This window comes from Maribacter luteocoastalis (assembly GCF_048890225.1).
Lineage (GTDB): Bacteria > Bacteroidota > Bacteroidia > Flavobacteriales > Flavobacteriaceae > Maribacter > Maribacter luteocoastalis.
Map to the genome: position 1 here is coordinate 600,466 of NZ_JBMFZG010000001.1, position 19,573 is coordinate 620,038.

The following is a 19,573-nucleotide window of genomic DNA, read 5'->3' on the forward strand; positions in this document are numbered from 1 at the left end:
TTATATGAGACATTAGTGATTGCCTGATGTTTTATTCTGCCTTAACTATCCTAGATTTTTTGGAAACCCCATTTTCATTAAAAGTTTCGATAGAAAAATAATAGGGTTGATCCACATTCAAGGATTTAATTTCCAACGAAGTCTTGTCATATACCAACCAAGAACTGTAAAGTTTATCTGGTGCAATTCCCCAAAGCACGTTGTAACCTTGGGCATTTTCAACTTCATTCCAAATTAAGTTTGCGCCCCTTCCCTTATCGGTACGTATCACTTTAATTTCACTAACATTTTTTGGTGCATTCCCAAATCCCTTTCCAAAGATTCTAATATCTGAAATAGATAGATATGGCGTGGGAACATAAATATTTTTATAACGGATAAATCTTGCCTTTTCCGACTTGGAAAGTACCATATAATCGTTGGGCACATCCAATTTGTTTTCACTACGGTCCACAATAAGATGCCATTCCTTTTCGTCTAAAGAAGCTTCAATTGTATATTGGTGGTATAGATTGGCAACCTTTCCATATATATTCGACTTATAATCATTGTAATTTACCTGTATGGCATTAACTAACGCCGGTTTTTCCAAATCGATTTTAATCCACTGATCATCACTCTTATCTTCTGCCAGCCAAAAAGTCTTGACATCTTCATCTACCAAATTATTTGCGGTATACTCAAACTGTGAAGACGATACTTCAATAGGTTTTTTATAGGATAACAACATCCATCCAGTAAAACTTCCTTTCTTATCACTTTGGGAGGGTGCATAGTGGGGGTAATCCCCAAATCTGGTATTTGAATACATAAGTCCATCCTCATCTATAAAGGTTGGAAACATACCTATCTTTCTTTCCCAACCAACATTTATGCTAACAGACATAGATGAAAAATGCCAATATTGATTGCCTGGCCCCAATACTGTACTGCCATGGCCAGCACCATTGATAAATCCTCCTGGTTTATAAGAGAAGGGATTATTTGGAGCATATTTAAATGGCCCTAACGGAGAATCCCCCACATATACCCCATCACCATATACATTGAATTCTGTTCCTGGCGCCGCATATTGCAAGTAATACGTATCATTTATTTTGTTCATCCAAGGACCTTCAATATAACCCCCATTTATGGTGTCTGAATGATTTTCCCCAAACCGCTCCCAGCCATGCTTTATAGGATCTAGATTAAAAAATTCATATATTTCATCTGAAGGACGAAATCTTTTGTTTTTATCCAATTTTCGTGCCCTTACCGGAAACTTATTAGAAGAGCCCCAATACATATATCCTTGACCATCATCATCTATAAAAAGCGCAGGGTCCTGTAAATTATGAAGAATAGAAGGAGTGGCCTGCCATTCCCCTTTTTCTGGCGCATCACTATATAAAACACTCATGGAACCAGAAGGGTTTCCGGCCACGTACAAAATAGAATCCCTATAGTTGAAAGCTGCAGGAGCGTTGGACCCTTGAAAATACCACTGTTTAGGTTTCACAAATTCCCATTTATCCATATTTTTTGAGTGCCAATATCCCATAGAACGGGTGACAAACATATAATATTCATCCTTAAAACGCACTACTGCGGGATCTGCTCCGGACCTATAGGATAAATCCTCATGAGCATTGTAAATCATATATGTGTAATCAATATTTACTGGATTGCAATAGGTTGGTTGCTGCGCCATTAACATACAGCTACCAACCAACCATATGAAGCATACAAGAACAAGGTTTCTCATAGTTTAGCCTTTATATTTTGATGGGAAGCAACCAATTTAATAAAGTTTATCACCACATACAAGATACTGATTAAGTGCGTTGTTTAGTATACCTTGGAAGGTTAAAAAAGTATAATAAATGTTCTAATGGCAATTTCTTGGTGCTGACCCAAAAACTAGTTTGTAAAGTTACTTAAGAAATCGAAAGCTTTTTTCTTCTCTACTTTTTACCAGAAAATACCTTTACACTTGTTTTCATCTCCGCATAACGTGGGTCTGGAATGTAATCTTCCTTTTTCATTTTAATGACTTCAATACTCAGGAATCCAAATTCGCTCACCACCTTACCATAAAACCGATATATACCCCTACCCCTAAAAGGGTATTTTGCAGCCACAGGCGGAAAAAGTACCGTATCAAAAACAGCCCCTTGTTGATCTACCAAAGTGGTAAAATGCATACGCTTACCAGTATGGGTACTCGTATTTTTAACAGTAACCAAGTACCCGTAAATATCAATGTTCCTATCCAGATAGCGTTCAAAATCCTTGCTCCCCGTACTGTTTTGAGGTGGTTCTGCAAGCAACGCAAACGGACTGCACAAACAAAAACCCAACAACTCCAATTGTGTAAAGGCCATTTCTAAATCGGTGGTGTTCAATGTGGGAATATTAAACTCTTGATGCCGTGGCTTAAACAACTTTGGGTGATCGATCTTTACATTTTTGGTGAGGAAGAGATGTGCTTTCCATAATAATTGGTGTTTATTTGTCCCAGTAAACCTGAAGGCATCAATACGGATGAGTATGCTTATTTGCTCTATGGATATGAGGACCCGATCCAGAAAATCCTCCAAAGAAACAAATGGCCCTTGTAACGAACGTTCTTTTAAAATACGGTCTACCACTCGGGATTCCAACTCTTTTAAATACATCAAGCCTAGATATAATTGTTTTCCGTAAATACAATTGGTAGCATGGCTCTTGTTTATACAAGGTGGGTGTATGGTGGCACCTAACATTCGTGCCTCATGGATATAAAACTCCGCCCTATAAAATCCGCCTCCGTTATTTAATACGGACACCATGTATTCCAAAGGGAAATAGGCCTTTAAAAACAGGGTCTGGTAACTTTCTACGGCATACGAGGCAGAATGGCCTTTGGCAAAGGCATAGCCGGCAAAACTGGCCACTTGATGCCATATTTCGGAAACCAATATATCTGGATAACCTTTTAAGCGGCAATTTTCCATAAATTTTTGCTCTACCTGCTGAAATTCTTCCCGAGAACGAAACTTACCGCTCATACCTCGGCGCAATACATCTGCCTCCCCTAGGTCCAATCCTGCAAAATGGTGTGCTACTTTAATTACATCTTCCTGGTAGACCATTACCCCATAGGTCTCTGGCATAATATCTAGCATTATGGGATGTGCCTTTTCCTCTGCCCTGCCCTTGTTTCTATGTCGCAATATATACTCGCGCATCATACCACTTTTTGCAACACCGGGGCGTATAATGGAACTAGCGGCCACGAGGCCAAGGTAATTGTCTACTTCCAATTTTTTTAGCAACATACGCATGGCCGGGGACTCCACATAAAAACAACCCATACACTGTGCAGTCTTTATAAGTTCATTTACCTTGGGGTCTTGCTTAAATCTTTTGATATCATGAATATCCCACTGGGCAAAATCATTGGGACGTGATTGTTCTAAAATAGCAATGCATTCCTTGATTTTTGCCAATCCCCGCTGCCCAAGAATATCAAACTTATACAAACCCACATCCTCTGCAATTACCATATCATATTGGGTGGTAGGATAGCCCTTGGGTGGCAAATGGGTTGCTGAAAACCAATGCAGGGGTTTTTCACTAATGAGAATTCCCCCGGCATGAATACTTAAATAATTGGGCATGCCCTCTAAAAGTTGGGTGTATTTAATGACCAATGCCGAAATACTATCCAAGCGTAAATTCTTAATATCACCATCGCAAAGCAGGTCTATCTCATCCTTGGGCAGACCAAAAACCTTTCCCAACTCCCGCACCATGCCCCGCCACTTAAAAGTAACATAGGTGCCTAGCAGGGCAACATGTTTAAACCGTTTAAAAATATACTTGGTGACTATAGGTCTATCATGGTGTGAAAAATCGATATCAAAATCTGGCGGATTGGTCCTGTATAGGTTAATAAACCGCTCAAAATAAAGGTCCAACTCCATAGGGTCTACATCTGTAATACGCAGCAAATAGGCTACAATGCTATTGGCACCACTTCCCCTGCCCACGTAAAAAAAATTTTGGCTTCGGGCATAGGAAACAATATCCCAATTGATTAAAAAATAAGAGACAAAACCCATCTTCTTTATCAATTTCATTTCCTTGTCCAATCGCTCTATAACAGTATCGTCCTTATCTGGATAACGATATGGCAAGCCTTCCTCACAAAGTGTTTCCAGCAAGACCTCATCCTCTTCTTGACTTCCCAAATAGTTTTTCAGATTCTGTGGTTTTCGCCCTTCGGAAAAGTCAAAATGAATGCTACAGTTGTTCATTAAACGCTCCGTATTCTCCAAAATAAAACTGTGTTCAGAAAAAGCATTGACCAAGCTTTGCATAGGAAACATTTTCTCATCCTCACTAGCCTGCTCGGTAGTGGAAAGTTTGCTCAACAAGGTATTGTTGTCTATGGCCCGTAATAATCTATGTGCGTTAAAATCTCTTTTATTGCGGAAGGTTACCGGCTGCAATACTACCAATTTATTGGTATAGGTCATTAACCTTGAGAACCGTAACCGACGTAAATCGGTTATAGAAATACCAATATATTCATCATCATCAAAAACAGTCATCTCATCTTGAAGCACTTTTTCAAAAGGATAGATAACATAGGCGTTCTTAAATTTTGGGGCTGTGCCTTCTATTTTTTTCTCCTGATGCAAATGTTCGGAAAGAAAATTATTGAGTTCCAAATACCCTTCATTATTCTTGGCAATACCCACAAAACAAGGTTCTACCCCATTTCTAAAATCAATCCCCAAAATGGGCTTTACATTCAGTTCAAATGCCTTACGTACAAAGTTCAATCCGGCAGAAGTGTTGTTGATATCGGTAAGTGCCAGTTGCCCCACATGGTTCTGCTGTGCCAATTGCAGCAGTTCCAATTCGGAAAAAGTACCATAACGAAGACTATAATATGTATGACAGTTTAAGTACATGATTAGTTGTTGGTTGTTAGTTGTTGTGCAGTGCGCCATACGCTAAAGGCTAAACGCTTCAAACCATACTCTCTTTCTTCTATGCTCTCTTCTCTATTTTCTCACTTTAGCTTACTTCGATTACGCTCAACACAGGCTGCTCAGCGAACACTTACTATTTGACCCCTGGGGAATGAAACTCCTAAATCTTCCGATGCGCCAATACCACAGGTGGCCTACCATCAAAAGGGTTTTGCATTCTACCAATGGTCTTGGCACCCATGCCCGATGCCCTTACTACACTTTTATCGCCGTAGCGTTTTCTTATAGTATCCAAGGCATTGTATAGGTTCAAAGTTTCCTCTGTATCCTCAAAAAGATTTATCTGATAATTACCCGATACCAAATGGCTGAACCGGATACCTATTAAGCGTACCAACAAACGTCTGTTATAAAGTGTCTTGAATAGTTCCAGAATTTTGGGAATCAAAATATGGTCTGCACTGGTGTACGGAATGCGCAACTGCTTGGAATAGGTATTAAAATCTGAATACCTGATTTTTACCGCAATACATGCCGTTAACTTTTCGCCCCTACGAAGTTGGTAGGCCAAATTCTCGGTCATGGCGATTAGGATACCCCGCAGTTTTACCACATCTATGGTATCACGATCAAACGTACGCTCCGTGGAAATAGATTTCCGCTCACAAAAAGGGATTACCGGTGTGTTATCTATACCATTTGACCTTTTCCAAATTATAGTTCCGTTTTTACCCAATACGCGCTGCATAACATCTATGGGCATTTCTTGTACGGTATGTACTTTTCGCAATCCTAGGTTACGAAGCGTTTGGTAGGTCTTGTCCCCCACCATAGGAATCTTTTTTATGGACAATGGAGCCAGAAAAGATTTCTCATACCCCAGATCTACTTTAAGGTGATTGTTGGGTTTGGCCTCATTGGTGGCTACCTTAGAAACCACTTTGTTTACTGACAGACCAAAAGAAATAGGCAAACCTGTTTCCTTAATAATGCGTTTACGAAGTTCTGCTGCATATTTATAGGAACCAAAAAAGCGGTCCATCCCCGTTAGATCTGCATAAAATTCATCTATACTGGATTTTTCAAAGAGCGGCACGTGTTCTTTTATGATCTCTGTAACCGTATCGGAATGTTTACTATACTCGCCAGCATTTCCCCTAATTACAAAAGCCTCCGGACATAGTTCTTTTGCCATTTTCATGGGCATACCAGAATGCACCCCAAAACCACGGGTCTCATAACTACATGCGGCCACAACCCCACGGTCACTGGTACCACCTACCAACAAAGGCCTGTTTTGCAAATACCTGTTATTGAGTCGCTCTACGGACACATAAAAGGTATCCAAATCTATATGTAATATGGTTTTATCCATTAGCCATCCTAAAAATCGGGACAACTAAATTAATGGATTATTTCCATTAATTTGGATATATTCCATATTTTAACATTGTCAAGAACCTGGTATAATCTTTAATGGTGTTTTAGGCATGTGCCACACATTTTTTTCAAGATCTACACCGCCGTGCATCTGTTCTTGAACTACCCTATCAACAATATAAATTCCCTTTTGGGCCATTGCATTAAAGTTGTCTATGCCATTGTTTGGGAAACCTACCCTTGTCCTATGGATATTAAACTTTTCCGCAAATTTTTGACCGAAAGCATCTTCAACACCTTGCCTACCCAACATAAAGCCCAATAAACCTCCCCATGTAGCTGTAGGGTTATCGGAATCCCACCCACATAAGGCCCCAATCTTAATGGTCTCCTTGATATCTCCCTCACCATATAATAGACTTACAATACTAGCACCAAAGTTTATTCCTGCCGCAAAACAACCATTACAGGATTCATCTTTAGTTGCCCACAAATAACTATCTTCCTGTCTTATTTGGTAGCGTTCATGTAGTGCGTCCCTAGCTTCTTCCCAAGTAGCTCCAGATGTATATTCTTGAGATACAAAGTCATACATTTTAGCAGAGTACGAATCATTGGGCAATCGCTTTCGTGCCTCTTTTGCCATCCAATTTAAATTTTCCTGTATGGATTTATTTTGATCTGCCAATGGTGCCAAGGCATACATAATAACATTAAATTCTGAAATCCATTCGGCATTTGCCCTAGCTACATTCCGTATGGGCAAGTTGGCCATTTTAAGTGCAATATCTGGTCTTGTAGGGGCTAAAAAGCCAAAAATTTCAGTAGTTAATTGGGCGTCAATCATTTCATAATGCGGATTGTTCAACGAATCACCGGTAGCGGGCGGCACCATACCTTTTTCCATTAAATCAAACGCTTGTTGATTGGAAACCCATAGAAAATTTTCTTCTTCTTTTTTGATATGTGCCAGCCAACCCTTTTTGATCATTTCACCTGTCAACAGTGTTGTTTTGTTCTGATAAAGCAGTTCTTGGTAGATATATTCAATATCGGTATCATCATCAGCCCCCCAAATACTATCCTCCTTGGCAAAAAGAAAATCAATGGTCTTAGAATAATTATTTGAGCCCCAAAGATTAGGTTGGTCTGGTTTGCCCCAATCCTCTCTAGTGTAGAATCCTGCTCCCTTGCCCTCTGCAGTTGGAATCCCAATTTTATCCATCTCCGTAATCAACCCGGTCCAATTCGCAATACATTGACCCAACCAAAAACCATATAACTTATCCTTATATGCTCTACGAGAAATGACAAGGTCCGTTGATTTAGGTGTATATTGATTATAGACCAATGTGGAATCTTTCATTGATTCTGATGATACCCCTATATCCTTGGTCTTACTGTCTTTACAGGACAGTATCAAAAAAAGAAACAAAAATGTCAATCTAAAATTTCTAATGAGTAGCAACATATATTTTTATTTAACAATTGAACAGGTTATTCCCTAAAACTATGAATAGCAAGTTATTCCTCCAACATTTCACCTTAAAATACACTATATAAACAACAAAATATAGTGTTATAGATCAAACCAAGTATCAAGGAAGTGTTTGGAATAAAATTTAAAATGATTTTATATAATATGGTTATTTTTAACAAAAGCTAAACGGATGATGATTTCAACATTACGCATATTCAGAATATTCTTTTTATTGGCTACACTTTTAATTACAGCCTGTAAAAATCTAAAAACAAAAGTGGTAGAAAACCAAGAAGAACAAACTACAAACAATTGGATTCCTATTTTTAATGGAAAAGATCTTGATGGGTGGACCATGAAAATAAATGGATATCCCGTGGGCGAAAATTTCGGTAACACTTTTAGGGTTAAAGACAGTATTTTAAGTATACGCTATGATGCATATGGACCTGAATTTGGCGAACGTTTTGGGGCACTTTTCTATGATAGGGAATTGACAAATTATAGGTTGAAAGTAACATATAGGTTTGTAGGCGATACTGCACCAGGAGCTCCCGAATGGGGCTATAGGGACAGCGGAGTACAAATACATACCCAACCACCGAACACCGTTCAATTGAACCAAAGTTTTCCCATTTGTTTGGAGTACAACCTACATGGCGGAAACGGTACGGAAGATAGGCCCTTGGGCGCTATTTGCGGTATAGGCATGAAGGTAGAAGTTGATGGAGAAAGAAGCGACTTGTTCTGTAACCCTGCGAAAGTGGGCAAAACATTTCATGGAGACCAATGGGTTACCATTGAAATAGATGTAAAAGATGGTAAAATGAAGCATTTTGTGAACGGCGAGGAAATTATGAGCTACGCTAATCCTATCTACGATACCAAAAATGAATTTGCACAGGCTTTTATACAAGAAGGTGATTCCACGGTAAAAAGCGGATATATTTCCTTGCAGTCCAACAGTCACCCAATAGATTTTAAAAAAATAGAGTTGCTAAAATATAACTAAAAAAAGACCTATAAATTAATTGTCACCTTATCCCCTGTTTTTGCCGCCAGAAAAACTGCATCGATAATTTTCATATCCTTAACCCCTTCTTCACCATCTACCGGGACAATAGGCTGCTTACCATCAAATATAAGCTCGGACATACCGTCCATTTGAAGTGTTTGATGGGTTATGTGCGGCTGATTTAGTTCTCCTTTATGTGTCCGCCCCTCTATTGGACCATACCCAGTCGATGGCTTCATCTCCATCCAACCTTTTGAACCGGTCATAAAAAAACGGTCCAAATTGTTCATGTTGTAGGTAGATAGGCAATTGGCAACAGCACCACTAGGGAAACCCATTTGAAACTGTATCGTCTCATCGATACCCTCTTTGAACTTTACTGGATCGGTCTTTGTTTCTTGGGCCGTCACCCAAATCGGGTCCTCTCCCAACATATACCTTGCCCCGTTAATGGAGTAGATTCCAATATCCATCATGGCACCACCACCGGAAAGCTCTTTCTTCAATCGCCATTGGGTAGGATCGCCAATTACAAAACCAGACTGACCTTGAAAGAATTTAGGTTGCCCAAATTCACCATTCTTGCGCATTTGGATAACATGTACCGTTTTAGGCTCATAATGCATCCGATAGCCTATCAACAATTTTACATTGGCGGCCTTACACGCATCTACCATTCTTTGTCCCTCTTTTGCATTGACTCCCATGGGTTTTTCACAAATTACATGTTTACCGGCCTTTGCCACTCTTATGGCCTGTTCACAATGGAGTCCGTTTGGTGTAATCACGTATACCGCATCTATATCATCATTATCCTTTATAGCATCAAAATTATCGTAGTTATAGCAATTCTTTGTAGGGATACCATACTTCTCCTGCCATTTCGTGATTTTTGACGGAGTACCACTTATCACCCCTACCAATTTGGCCTTTTTACAATTTAACATGGCTTCGGCAACCCTATTCCCATAACTGCCTAGCCCCATAATAGCAATCTTGAGTATTGGTCCGTCATATTTCTCAGTAGACGAGGCAAACAGATTTGCCGAACTACTTAACAATGGTAACCCAATTGCTGAAACCGTAATGTTTTCTATGAATTTTCTTCTAGTTGACATATTAATCTTGATTTTATCTAAATTTAATGTATTTGTAATTTACAATACTATCATTCAATACTTCAATTTAAAAATATTCTGATAAAATGGACTAAATATAATAAGAACCGTATTCAATACTTTTAAATAAACTGCCTTATATATCCGTATAAACCAAATATATATGCTTTAATTAGAAAAATGCAATAGCTATATTTGTATAACTTTTAATTATGAAATTTTATCTAGCTCCCCTATTCACCTGTTTCTTTTTAATTGCTTGTTTCTCCCAACAAGAAAAATCTAGCATTAAAATAATTGACCCTGTTCAAGGTACAGTATGGAATATACCTGAGAAAGTTTCCCTAGAATGGAAAACAGGGAATATCGATGCCAGTAAATCTATCCGTTTCTTTTTGGTGCGAAATGAAATGGTAGTCCAGGAACTAGGTTCTTTTAAAAATACGGGTACTGCTAGTGATATTGAACTGGCCAAGAATATTGGCTCAGGAGATAAGTACCAAGTAGTTGGCATTGAGCTTTTCCCAGATGATAAATATCAAATAGCCAAGTTTGTCACTCCTTTCTTTTCCATTGTCAACAAGGCTTCTGACGAAAGAAAAAAAATACATGCGCTAACACAAGTCGAAAAGGCGGATCAAAGTAGTATCAAAAAGAAGCCTAAAAAGAAAAAGGTCCGAAGAGAAAAAGATGGCGTGGCAGTTGTTACCAAAACCATAACAGAAGCCCCTACATCTACAATAAGGCAGGAATTTGAAGGGCGTAAAATATCTTACACCAAAGAATTATCTTTTGACAATGAAGAAATTACGGTTAAAATTTGGGACCATGGTAGACAAGATGGGGATATCGTCTCTATTTATCTAAACGGTAATTCTGTTGTAAACAAACATTATCTAACCTATTGGAAAAGAGAGTTTAAGATGGTATTGAACACAAATAAGTCTAATGACCTTTTCTTATATGCCCATAACCTTGGTGATTCACCCCCCAATACAGTTGCCATTGAAATTTCTGATGGAAGTAAATCTGAAAACATTGTTTTAAATTCAGATTTAAAGAGCTGTGAGGCCGTAATGATAAGCGTGAACAAGTAATAAAAAAAGACCTAACGTTACCGCTAGGTCTTTGGTACTCGAGGTGGGAATCGAACCCACACTCCGAAGAACTGGATTTTGAATCCAGCGCGTCTACCAGTTCCGCCACTCGAGCTTTACAAAATAGGACTGCAAAATTAAAAAATAATTTCTTTTTAGCATCAAAATTATCAACAATTATGCTTTAGCAACCCAAATTAATTTTTAAATTTGCACCTCCTTAGAAAACAGGAACTTCCGTGTTTAAAAGGTAATATACAAGAAAACAATATTTTCAGTTATGCCGTATCAAGTTCCCGAGCCTAAAATTTTTGCCTGTACGCAGAGCACTTTATTGGGTGAGAAAATTGCCAAAGCTTATGGAATGGAGCTTGGTAATGTTATCTTTTCTAGATATAGTGACGGGGAGTTTCAACCTTCTTTCGAAGAATCTATACGAGGTACGCGCATATTCATAATAGGCTCTACACATCCTGGCCCTGAGAATTTAATGGAAATGTTGCTAATGATCGATGCTGCAAAAAGAGCATCAGCAAGACATATAACAGCCGTAATGCCTTATTTTGGCTGGGCAAGACAAGATAGAAAGGACAAGCCTAGAGTGCCAATAGCAGCTAAGTTAGTGGCCAAAATGTTAGAAACAGCAGGTGCCACACGTATTATTACTATGGACCTACATGCTGACCAAATACAAGGTTTCTTTGAGAAACCCGTTGATCACCTTTTTGCCTCTACCTTATTTTTGCCCTATTTAAAAAATCTGGGTCTGGACAATTTAACCATTGCCTCTCCAGATATGGGTGGCTCTAAAAGAGCTTATGCCTATTCTAGGGCCTTGGAAAGTGATGTTGTGGTTTGTTACAAACAACGCGCCAAGGCAAATGTAATATCACATATGGAGTTGATTGGGGATGTACAAGGGAAAAATGTGGTATTGGTAGATGATATGGTAGATACCGCAGGCACGTTGACAAAAGCAGCAGATTTAATGATGGAAAGAGGTGCGGTAAGTGTTAGGGCTATTACAACGCATGGCCTACTTTCTGGAAATGCTTATGAAAAAATAGAAAAATCAAAATTAACAGAGTTAATCATTACCGATTCTATTCCCATTGAAATAAAAAGCAATAAAGTAAAAGTATTGAGTTGCGCCAATCTCTTTGCAGATGTAATGCACAAAGTACACAACAACAATTCCATTTCCTCTAAATTTTTAATGTAGGGGAAAATCAAATAACGAATATTAATTTTTAATACATATAATGAAGTCAATTACAATTAAAGGATCAGAAAGAGAAAGCGTGGGCAAAAAGGCAACGAAGGCCCTACGTAATGCTGGATTGGTTCCTTGCGTGATATACGGAGGGGATAAGCCATTACACTTTTCAGCAGAAGAACTAGCGTTCAGAGACTTGGTTTACACTCCAAATGCACATACAGTTGCAATTGAATTGGATGGTGGAACAATCGTAAACGCCGTAATGCAGGATATACAATTTCACCCTGTAACCGATAAAATCATACATATAGATTTCTATCAATTATTTGCTGACAAGCCAGTAACCATGGACATTCCTGTTAGATTACAAGGTAATTCACCAGGTGTTAGAAACGGTGGACGTTTGTTGTTCAGAAAAAGAAAATTGGCAATCAAGGCCTTACCGGACAAATTACCTGATTTCTTCGATATAGATATCTCTAAATTGAGAATTGGCCAGAATATTGCCGTAGCCTCTTTGTTAAGCGATGATTTCACGATTCTACATCCAGATTCAACTACCGTTGTGCAGGTTAAAACTGCTCGTACAGCTGTTGTTACTGATGATGAGGATGAAGAGGATGAAGAAGGCGCTGAAGCCGAAGCTGAAGTGGAAACAACGGAAGCTGAAGGAGCTCAAGAATAAACAAGTATTTTTGAAAATTCATAGAAAGCATCCTGATTTGTGTATCAGGATGCTTTTGTATTTTTAAACGTCCTTAAAATTGGCTTATGTCCAACTTTTTTAAATCACTCTTTAAAAAAAGAAAAACACTTTTAGAAGAATCAAATTCCATGAAGAAATTTTTAATCGTTGGTCTTGGTAATATTGGTGAGGAATATGCGGAGACTAGGCACAACATTGGTTTTAAAGTTTTAGATGCGCTTGCAGAACAACATGGCCTCACTTTTGAAACGGGTAAACTTGGTGACATAACTACCTATAAAATAAAGGGAAGAAGTGTTCTTTTCCTTAAGCCGTCTACCTATATGAATAGAAGCGGAAAAGCTTTAAAATACTGGATGGACCAAGAAAAAATCCCATTAAGCAATATTCTTGTCATTACTGACGATATCAATTTACCATTCGGGACCATTAGAATAAAAACAAAGGGAAGTGATGGCGGACATAACGGCTTAAAGGATATTCAACAATTTTTAGAATCTACCAATTATAACAGGTTTCGTTTTGGAGTGGGAGCAGATTTTGGCAAGGGAAGACAAGTTGAATACGTTTTAGGAAAATGGAACGACGAAGAGAAAAAACAGCTGCCGGAAAGATTAAAAAAAGCCTCTGTAATTATAGATTCTTTTGTATTGGCAGGGATTGCAAGAACAATGAACCAGTTTAATGGCACCTAGACCATTTATTTACAAGGCAGTAAAACTATATATACCCGAATTGGAAACATTGCCCTCCTCATCTTCAGTTAAGATACTCCAATAATACACGGAACCTGATAGAACAGTTACTTTATAAGAAAAACTATTATTTGGCAAGGCGGCCACTAAAGTATTTGGCGGGTTCTCATTGGAAAAATACACTTTATAACCCGAAATGTCATTATCTAAATCAGCCGCCGTCCACGAAAGTTCTATTTCATTATTAATATCTTTAAATATCTTTTCGGACATTTTTGGCGAGATGATTTCCGCAGGAAATGGAGCAAAAGTGGTTCTTGACCCGGCAGTATAAAAATGCCACATTTCACTGGATACAGATTGTTCAACCTGGTTATTTCTTGATCTCACCACCCAAGAAAAAGACTGCCCTTTGGTTAAGGGTAAGCGTGCCGTGGTACTTGAGGTAGAAATGGTCTGTACTGTTCCCGTATTACTATTGGCAACCCTTAACTCATACGTTTGTACATTATCTGCTTGTTGCCATCTAAATTCTACTTGACTGGTATTAGCATCAAGATCTACACCAGTAGTACACTCAGAATTTTTTTCGGGAAACACCAAAAGTGCTTGTTCCGGTGGTTTTGGGGCTGACTTTTTCTTACATCCAAAAAAGACCCCTAAAACACTAAAAACTATAAGTAGATTTAGTTTCATCTTTTAATAATTTTTGCTGTTGTCTTTATACCATCCCTTATCAACTGCACATAGTATAGTCCTGATGCCAAAGTGCTCAAATCTATTGGCTCACTTAATCTATCGGCCTTTATAATTATTCGCTTTACAAATCTACCATCGGATCCATATAATATCATTTCTAGATCTGCGTCAGTAGAACCAATTAACACATTTACTTGGTCTGTAAATGGATTTGGATACATAATAGGCCTATTCGTAGTCAAGAAGTTTTCTTCATACATTCCTTGACAGGGAATGTTGGTATACACTTTTAAAAATGTAGCTCCTTCTTCCAAATTAATAGTGACTTCAGACTTGTCTGTTTGGGTTACCACACCATTAATCTCTACATTATATAGGTTTGATCCACTTAAACTTACAATTAACTGAGTTCCGTCTAATGACAACTTGGAACTAACGCTCAATGCTTCTGGCTCAGATACTACCACATCTAAACAAAGTTCCTCATATACAATGTCTCCTTCTGTACCTGTAATACAAATGGCATATGTACCGGCACTTACATTGGTAAGTATAAAATTATCCGTGAAATTTTCACTTATGTTGACTCCATTCCCTGAAATATTAACCACATAGTCTAAGATGGTTTTAGGTGTAATTGATATCTGACCGTCATTGTTAGGTCTACAACTTTCACTTTGTTGCCTAATCGTAAAGTTTTCATTTGAGAACCTATAGATAGGACATCCCGTTGCGTCTACTTCTTGACCTTCGGGAGTATCCAGACAAAGATCATCTCCATCATCAAAAACACCATCATTGTCAGCATCTGGCCTAAAGTCGCCCTCTACACACACTTCCATGGAAAAAGCATTTAAATTTCCGCCATCTGAAGGGGCATTGTCCTTTATTTCTAAAATCCATTCCCCTAAAATGGACTCCCCATTAAAAGAACTTAAGGTACCTAATGGCCTTACTATGCCACTAATAGCAGGTGTACCTGTACATGTAAAATCACTGGACGCATCATCATCAAAAACAGCATTTATATCACTAGTATCTCCGCAGGAACTGGAAACCAAAACTACAGTTGTACCACTTGGCGATGTTAAACTAATGACCAGGTCTGCCAAATAACTATGTGCAACATTTAATGTAACATTAATATCCGCAATAGGTAAATCTTCATAAAATGAGATTTTGGAAGTAACCGTAGGGGTGTCTATAGGCGATATTTCCTTTGGCAAGTTAGAAGCAGCTATGGTAGCACAATTAAATTGAATGGTGGTAAAACTTCTAGCTATCCCAAAAATACCTTCACCACAATCATTTTTAGGTTTTACCCTCCAAAAATATTGCGTGTCATTCTCCAAATTGGCGGGAGGATAAGAATTGGTGTTAACTGTGGCAGACTCTATTATAGTTGTAAAAGCATTATCTGTTGCAATTTCAACGTCATATAGTGTACTTGCCAAATTTGCTTCCCAATCCAATACTAACTCTTTAGATGCATCTTGAAGTCCGTCTTCTGGTGTAGTCAACACTACTTCAGAAAAAGTAGTGTCATACACATTCAAGATCACGGTTACCTGTTTGGTAATACTTGCAGAGGTTGAGGTCACGGTAATTGGGTAGGAACCAACTGCTAAATTACTAGTCCCGGTTAACGCCAAAGATACTTGGGCATTGTTACTATTTGCTAAGGCAGGGGTAAAAGCAATCCCCAGTCCGGGTGGTGGTGTAACTACACTAAAGGTACTTTCCTCAGAAAACCCTTTATACGTTTCGTAATTAAAATTAACCGTAATATCATCAGGTTTGCAAACATCAAACTTTAGCTGTGTAAAATTCAGAACTACCTCACTTTCGTTTATCGTAAAATTTGCTGCATTCACAGCAAAGAAAATATTGTTGCTTGCCTTGACCATAATCCTCCCCGATATAGTTGCCTGACCAGGGATAACCACATCATAACTACCGTTATTTGGCACATCTTGTGCAATAGTCACGGGGTACGTAAGCCCACCATCGGTTGAAAGAAAAATATCTACTGTTTGTGCCGATATAGGCGCTAAATTTGTATTGGCAACGTCCCAGGATATGGTTTGTACCTCTCCGGCTTCAAAAGTAGCCTCCACATTCTGCGATGTCACCAAAAAGGGACCCGCATTATTACTTACCGATACAGAAACCTCATCCGAAACCAATTGACCCCCGTTTAGAACATTATCCCTTACCGTTAATGAAAAATTAAGATTCCGCTCAATATTTGAAACCGTTTCCCAGTCATCGCCCACACCAGGGCTTACTTCGGTTAAGTTCCCTGTTAGAACCCTACTTATTTTAGGAAAATACCGTTCAGAAGCATTTGTGGGTGGTAATGACCTGAACATGGCACCGGTTGGGTTATTGGGCCCAAAAGAAGACTGTGTGACAATACCGTTATCTATCTGTTCCCAGGTATACGTCAAGACATCCGTGGCATCTAGATCAGTAGCCTCGCCATTGAGAACAAACGCGGTTCCTACAGGTATAACATAATCTCCTATTGGCGCTAGAACTGGAGGATTGTTAGCTAATGGTACTATTTCCCCACAACTTATGGTTTGCAAGTATTCCCTAATTTGAACAATACTTGCATAGTGGAAATAATCACTGCTATTTGCAGCAACATTATTAACACCTGTTATGCCCGCATACCCCATAATGGTAGTTCCACTGCCAGGCTCTACCTGTACTAGAGTTCCTTCAGAAATATGTGAAAAAGTATGATTTGCCCCAAATTGATGCCCCATTTCGTGGGCCACAAGATCTATGTCAAACGCATCACCTTCCGGTGTGGAAAAAGTAGTATACGCACTTCCTTTTCTATTATCCTGGCAAACAGATCCAATAAAACCCGAATTACCATCTAAAGCATCATCTTTTTGGTTGAATAAATGACCAATATCATAATTTGCCTCCCCTATTACACTAGTCAAAGTATTCTGTGCCTGTGTACTTAGACCACCAGTAAATGGGTCCGTATCTGGATCAAGATAAATTACTTCATCTGTGTTGGCAATCAGTTCTAAAGTCACCCCTAAATCCCGTTCGAAAACACCATTAACCCTCGTTAAGGTTGCATTTATAGCCGCTATGGCATCTACCTTTGTTCCTCCATGAAAAGTCGTGTATTCTCCAGATGCGGCAATAGCAACCCTAAATTTTCGTAGTACTTGGTCGTCTACTAATTTTCTGGTCAACGATGGCTCTACTAGAACTTCTGGAGTTGTTTTACATATAAAATCCATTGTTTTAGACAGGTGGTCCTTACTACTATAAACCACATAACTATTCGCATTTCCTTTTTGCATAAAAACTGGTGCTTTTCCGTTAGAATACGTCACCATACTTTGAATGCCTTTATGTGAAATACTAAATCTAATATTTTGCGATTTATCTTCAAGACCTACTCCCCTATATGATTTAATTCCGGGGTACCTCCTGGCCAACTCAGTAGATAATATATTGGCCTCATACACTTTAAATGCTATCTGTTCTCCCTTCTCATCAGGAAAATATAAGATATTGAAATCACGTCTTAGTGAACTTGACCTGTTAAGTTCTCGTTTAAAATTATTTTCATTTAACTCAAAAGCTATGGCCTTACGCACATTAAGGCGAGGCAAAACAGTTTGTCTGTCCATACTGGATATAGGCACACCTTTCCAATAATTAGTTTGAGCCACCCCAGAAAAGGAAAGAAATACTATGGTAATTGAAAAAACAAGGCGTAGTTTTGTAACCATTTAGGGGCATTTATTCAAATTCAAATATAGGTTTTTTTATTTTCAAGCATACGTGATTACAGTTCAAAGCATTACTAATTATGATGAACAACACCCCATTGCCATTACCATTGGTACTTTTGACGGGGTGCATATTGGTCACCGTAAAATATTGGAAAAGGTCATAAACCATGCCAAAAATTCACAATTAAAGTCGGCCGTACTTACTTTCTTTCCACATCCAAGAATGGTATTACAAAAAGATGCGAACATCAAATTACTAAACACAATTGATGAAAAAAAAGCTATTTTGGAACAAATGGGATTGGATATTTTAATCATACATCCGTTCACAAAGAATTTTTCAAGGCTATCGGCCACCGAGTTTGTCAGAGATCTTTTGGTAAACAAGCTCAAATCCAAAAAAATTATTATTGGATATGACCATAGGTTTGGAAGAAATAGAAATGCGAACATTACCGATCTTATAGCATTTGGCAATGCCTTAAATTTCGAAGTTGAAGAAATACCTGCTCAAGAAATAGACGCCGTTTCAGTGAGTTCCACCAAAATTAGAAAAGCTTTGGAAACTGGTGATATAGAAACCGCCAATTCCTATTTGGGATATGAATATATGCTTACTGGCGTTGTTCAAAAAGGCAAGGGACTTGGGCGACAATTAAATTATCCAACGGCAAATATTAAAATTGAGGAAGATTATAAGTTAATTCCCATGAACGGGTCCTATGTTGTAAAAAGTACCATAAAAGGAAAAACGGTATTTGGCATGATGAACATTGGGTACAACCCAACTGTAAATGGCACTTCAAAAACAATAGAGGTACATTTTTTTGATTTCAACAAAGACCTATATGACCAAAAAATTAAGGTGGATATCCTTGCCAGACTTAGGGACGAAATAAAATTTGAATCCTTGGAGGCGCTACAGGGACAACTAGCTAGGGACAAAGAAAAATCAATCCAATTTATCTCTAAAAAATAATTTAAAACTTTTGGGCACGTTGGCATAATTGCAATGGCATACCCCATGGGTCCCTTAGCATTACCAAATGGCTGCCATCCTCTTTATTTACTTCTTCAAAAAAAGTTGCACCGGCATCTATTAATCTTGTTTTATCCTCTTCTGCATTATCAGATACAAAGGCGACATGAAATGTCAAAGGATGTTGAGCGCCAAAATCTGTTGCATAAGCATCATTCCTGCTATATAATTCCAAAACAACCCTATTCGTGCTATCGGCCAAAAAAGTCATAAATGGAGGTTCTTTTTGTTCACTGACCACTTTAAGATCCAAATGCATACCATACCAAGAAACAACGGCATCAATATCTTTCACGTTAATTGCAAAATGTTCAAAAACCATATTAATCGATGTTTAGCTATTAAATGTATGTCTTTTAAATAATAGATTAGCTTAAATTTGCAG

Annotated in this window: 14 protein-coding genes and 1 tRNA gene; 6 read left to right on the forward strand and 9 right to left on the reverse strand. The window is 38.3% G+C overall.

Features of this window, described 5'->3' with window-relative positions:
- Positions 1–31 precede the first annotated feature (31 nt).
- From ACOCEA_RS02550 to ACOCEA_RS02565, 4 genes are all read right to left on the reverse strand, one after another.
- The gene (locus tag ACOCEA_RS02550) at positions 32–1,747 is read right to left on the reverse strand and encodes a family 43 glycosylhydrolase (RefSeq protein ID WP_420754625.1); all 1,716 of its coding nucleotides are present in this window, start codon (positions 1,745–1,747) and stop codon (positions 32–34) included.
- A gap of 199 nt (positions 1,748–1,946) precedes the next feature.
- Positions 1,947–4,946, reverse strand: a complete 3,000-nt coding sequence (locus tag ACOCEA_RS02555; RefSeq protein WP_420754626.1) for a DNA polymerase III subunit alpha — start codon at positions 4,944–4,946, stop codon at positions 1,947–1,949.
- Between the two features lie 181 nt (positions 4,947–5,127).
- A complete protein-coding gene (dinB, locus tag ACOCEA_RS02560) occupies positions 5,128–6,342 on the reverse strand; it encodes a DNA polymerase IV (RefSeq protein ID WP_420754627.1) in 1,215 nt (404 codons plus the stop codon).
- A gap of 78 nt (positions 6,343–6,420) precedes the next feature.
- The gene (locus tag ACOCEA_RS02565; RefSeq protein ID WP_420754628.1) at positions 6,421–7,818 is read right to left on the reverse strand and encodes an ADP-ribosylglycohydrolase family protein; all 1,398 of its coding nucleotides are present in this window, start codon (positions 7,816–7,818) and stop codon (positions 6,421–6,423) included.
- A 199-nt stretch (positions 7,819–8,017) separates the two neighbouring features.
- On the opposite strand from ACOCEA_RS02565, the gene ACOCEA_RS02570 reads away from it, so the two are divergent.
- On the forward strand, positions 8,018–8,839 hold the full coding sequence (locus ACOCEA_RS02570) for a 3-keto-disaccharide hydrolase (RefSeq protein ID WP_420754629.1): 822 nt from the start codon (positions 8,018–8,020) through the stop codon (positions 8,837–8,839).
- An 8-nt stretch (positions 8,840–8,847) separates the two neighbouring features.
- On the opposite strand, the gene ACOCEA_RS02575 is transcribed toward ACOCEA_RS02570, so the two are convergent.
- Complete coding sequence (locus ACOCEA_RS02575; RefSeq protein ID WP_420754630.1) at positions 8,848–9,960, reverse strand: Gfo/Idh/MocA family protein; 1,113 nt, start codon at positions 9,958–9,960, stop codon at positions 8,848–8,850.
- 212 nt (positions 9,961–10,172) lie between these two features.
- Between ACOCEA_RS02575 and ACOCEA_RS02580 the strand changes: the two genes are divergently transcribed.
- Complete coding sequence (locus ACOCEA_RS02580) at positions 10,173–11,057, forward strand: hypothetical protein (protein ID WP_420754631.1); 885 nt, start codon at positions 10,173–10,175, stop codon at positions 11,055–11,057.
- Positions 11,058–11,089: 32 nt separating this feature from the next.
- Here ACOCEA_RS02580 and ACOCEA_RS02585 read toward each other — a convergent pair.
- A tRNA-Leu gene (locus ACOCEA_RS02585) sits at positions 11,090–11,172 on the reverse strand.
- 165 nt (positions 11,173–11,337) lie between these two features.
- Between ACOCEA_RS02585 and ACOCEA_RS02590 the strand changes: the two genes are divergently transcribed.
- The 3 genes from ACOCEA_RS02590 to pth all read left to right on the forward strand — a co-directional run bounded on the left by ACOCEA_RS02590 (position 11,338) and on the right by pth (position 13,677).
- Positions 11,338–12,279, forward strand: a complete 942-nt coding sequence (locus ACOCEA_RS02590) for a ribose-phosphate pyrophosphokinase (RefSeq protein WP_420754632.1) — start codon at positions 11,338–11,340, stop codon at positions 12,277–12,279.
- 40 nt (positions 12,280–12,319) lie between these two features.
- Complete coding sequence (locus ACOCEA_RS02595; RefSeq protein ID WP_420754633.1) at positions 12,320–12,961, forward strand: 50S ribosomal protein L25/general stress protein Ctc; 642 nt, start codon at positions 12,320–12,322, stop codon at positions 12,959–12,961.
- A gap of 86 nt (positions 12,962–13,047) precedes the next feature.
- Entirely contained in the window at positions 13,048–13,677 is a 630-nt protein-coding gene (gene pth, locus ACOCEA_RS02600; protein ID WP_420754634.1) for an aminoacyl-tRNA hydrolase, read from the forward strand.
- A 9-nt stretch (positions 13,678–13,686) separates the two neighbouring features.
- On the opposite strand, the gene ACOCEA_RS02605 is transcribed toward pth, so the two are convergent.
- Both ACOCEA_RS02605 and ACOCEA_RS02610 read right to left on the reverse strand, forming a co-directional pair.
- Entirely contained in the window at positions 13,687–14,373 is a 687-nt protein-coding gene (locus tag ACOCEA_RS02605; RefSeq protein ID WP_420754635.1) for a fibronectin type III domain-containing protein, read from the reverse strand.
- Positions 14,370–18,146 (reverse strand): reprolysin-like metallopeptidase, encoded by a 3,777-nt coding sequence (locus tag ACOCEA_RS02610; protein ID WP_420754636.1) that lies wholly within the window; start codon positions 18,144–18,146, stop codon positions 14,370–14,372. The genes ACOCEA_RS02605 and ACOCEA_RS02610 overlap by 4 nt, the downstream gene beginning before the upstream one ends.
- A 52-nt stretch (positions 18,147–18,198) precedes the next feature.
- Here ACOCEA_RS02610 and ACOCEA_RS02615 point away from each other — a divergent pair, with 52 nt between their 5' ends.
- Complete coding sequence (locus ACOCEA_RS02615) at positions 18,199–19,128, forward strand: bifunctional riboflavin kinase/FAD synthetase (protein ID WP_420754637.1); 930 nt, start codon at positions 18,199–18,201, stop codon at positions 19,126–19,128.
- A 1-nt stretch (position 19,129) separates the two neighbouring features.
- On the opposite strand, the gene ACOCEA_RS02620 is transcribed toward ACOCEA_RS02615, so the two are convergent.
- The gene (locus ACOCEA_RS02620) at positions 19,130–19,510 is read right to left on the reverse strand and encodes a VOC family protein (protein ID WP_420754638.1); all 381 of its coding nucleotides are present in this window, start codon (positions 19,508–19,510) and stop codon (positions 19,130–19,132) included.
- Positions 19,511–19,573: the final 63 nt, after the last annotated feature.

Coding starts and splice junctions, on each gene's coding strand:
- ACOCEA_RS02595 (WP_420754633.1), top strand. CDS start 12,320: ATGAAGTCAATTACAATTAAAGGATCAGAAAGAGAAAGCGTGGGCAAA.
- ACOCEA_RS02620 (WP_420754638.1), bottom strand. CDS start 19,510: ATGGTTTTTGAACATTTTGCAATTAACGTGAAAGATATTGATGCCGTT.
- ACOCEA_RS02610 (WP_420754636.1), bottom strand. CDS start 18,146: ATGGTTACAAAACTACGCCTTGTTTTTTCAATTACCATAGTATTTCTT.
- ACOCEA_RS02565 (WP_420754628.1), bottom strand. CDS start 7,818: ATGTTGCTACTCATTAGAAATTTTAGATTGACATTTTTGTTTCTTTTT.
- ACOCEA_RS02575 (WP_420754630.1), bottom strand. CDS start 9,960: ATGTCAACTAGAAGAAAATTCATAGAAAACATTACGGTTTCAGCAATT.
- ACOCEA_RS02570 (WP_420754629.1), top strand. CDS start 8,018: ATGATGATTTCAACATTACGCATATTCAGAATATTCTTTTTATTGGCT.
- pth (WP_420754634.1), top strand. CDS start 13,048: ATGTCCAACTTTTTTAAATCACTCTTTAAAAAAAGAAAAACACTTTTA.
- ACOCEA_RS02550 (WP_420754625.1), bottom strand. CDS start 1,747: ATGAGAAACCTTGTTCTTGTATGCTTCATATGGTTGGTTGGTAGCTGT.
- ACOCEA_RS02605 (WP_420754635.1), bottom strand. CDS start 14,373: ATGAAACTAAATCTACTTATAGTTTTTAGTGTTTTAGGGGTCTTTTTT.
- dinB (WP_420754627.1), bottom strand. CDS start 6,342: ATGGATAAAACCATATTACATATAGATTTGGATACCTTTTATGTGTCC.
- ACOCEA_RS02580 (WP_420754631.1), top strand. CDS start 10,173: ATGAAATTTTATCTAGCTCCCCTATTCACCTGTTTCTTTTTAATTGCT.
- ACOCEA_RS02555 (WP_420754626.1), bottom strand. CDS start 4,946: ATGTACTTAAACTGTCATACATATTATAGTCTTCGTTATGGTACTTTT.
- ACOCEA_RS02590 (WP_420754632.1), top strand. CDS start 11,338: ATGCCGTATCAAGTTCCCGAGCCTAAAATTTTTGCCTGTACGCAGAGC.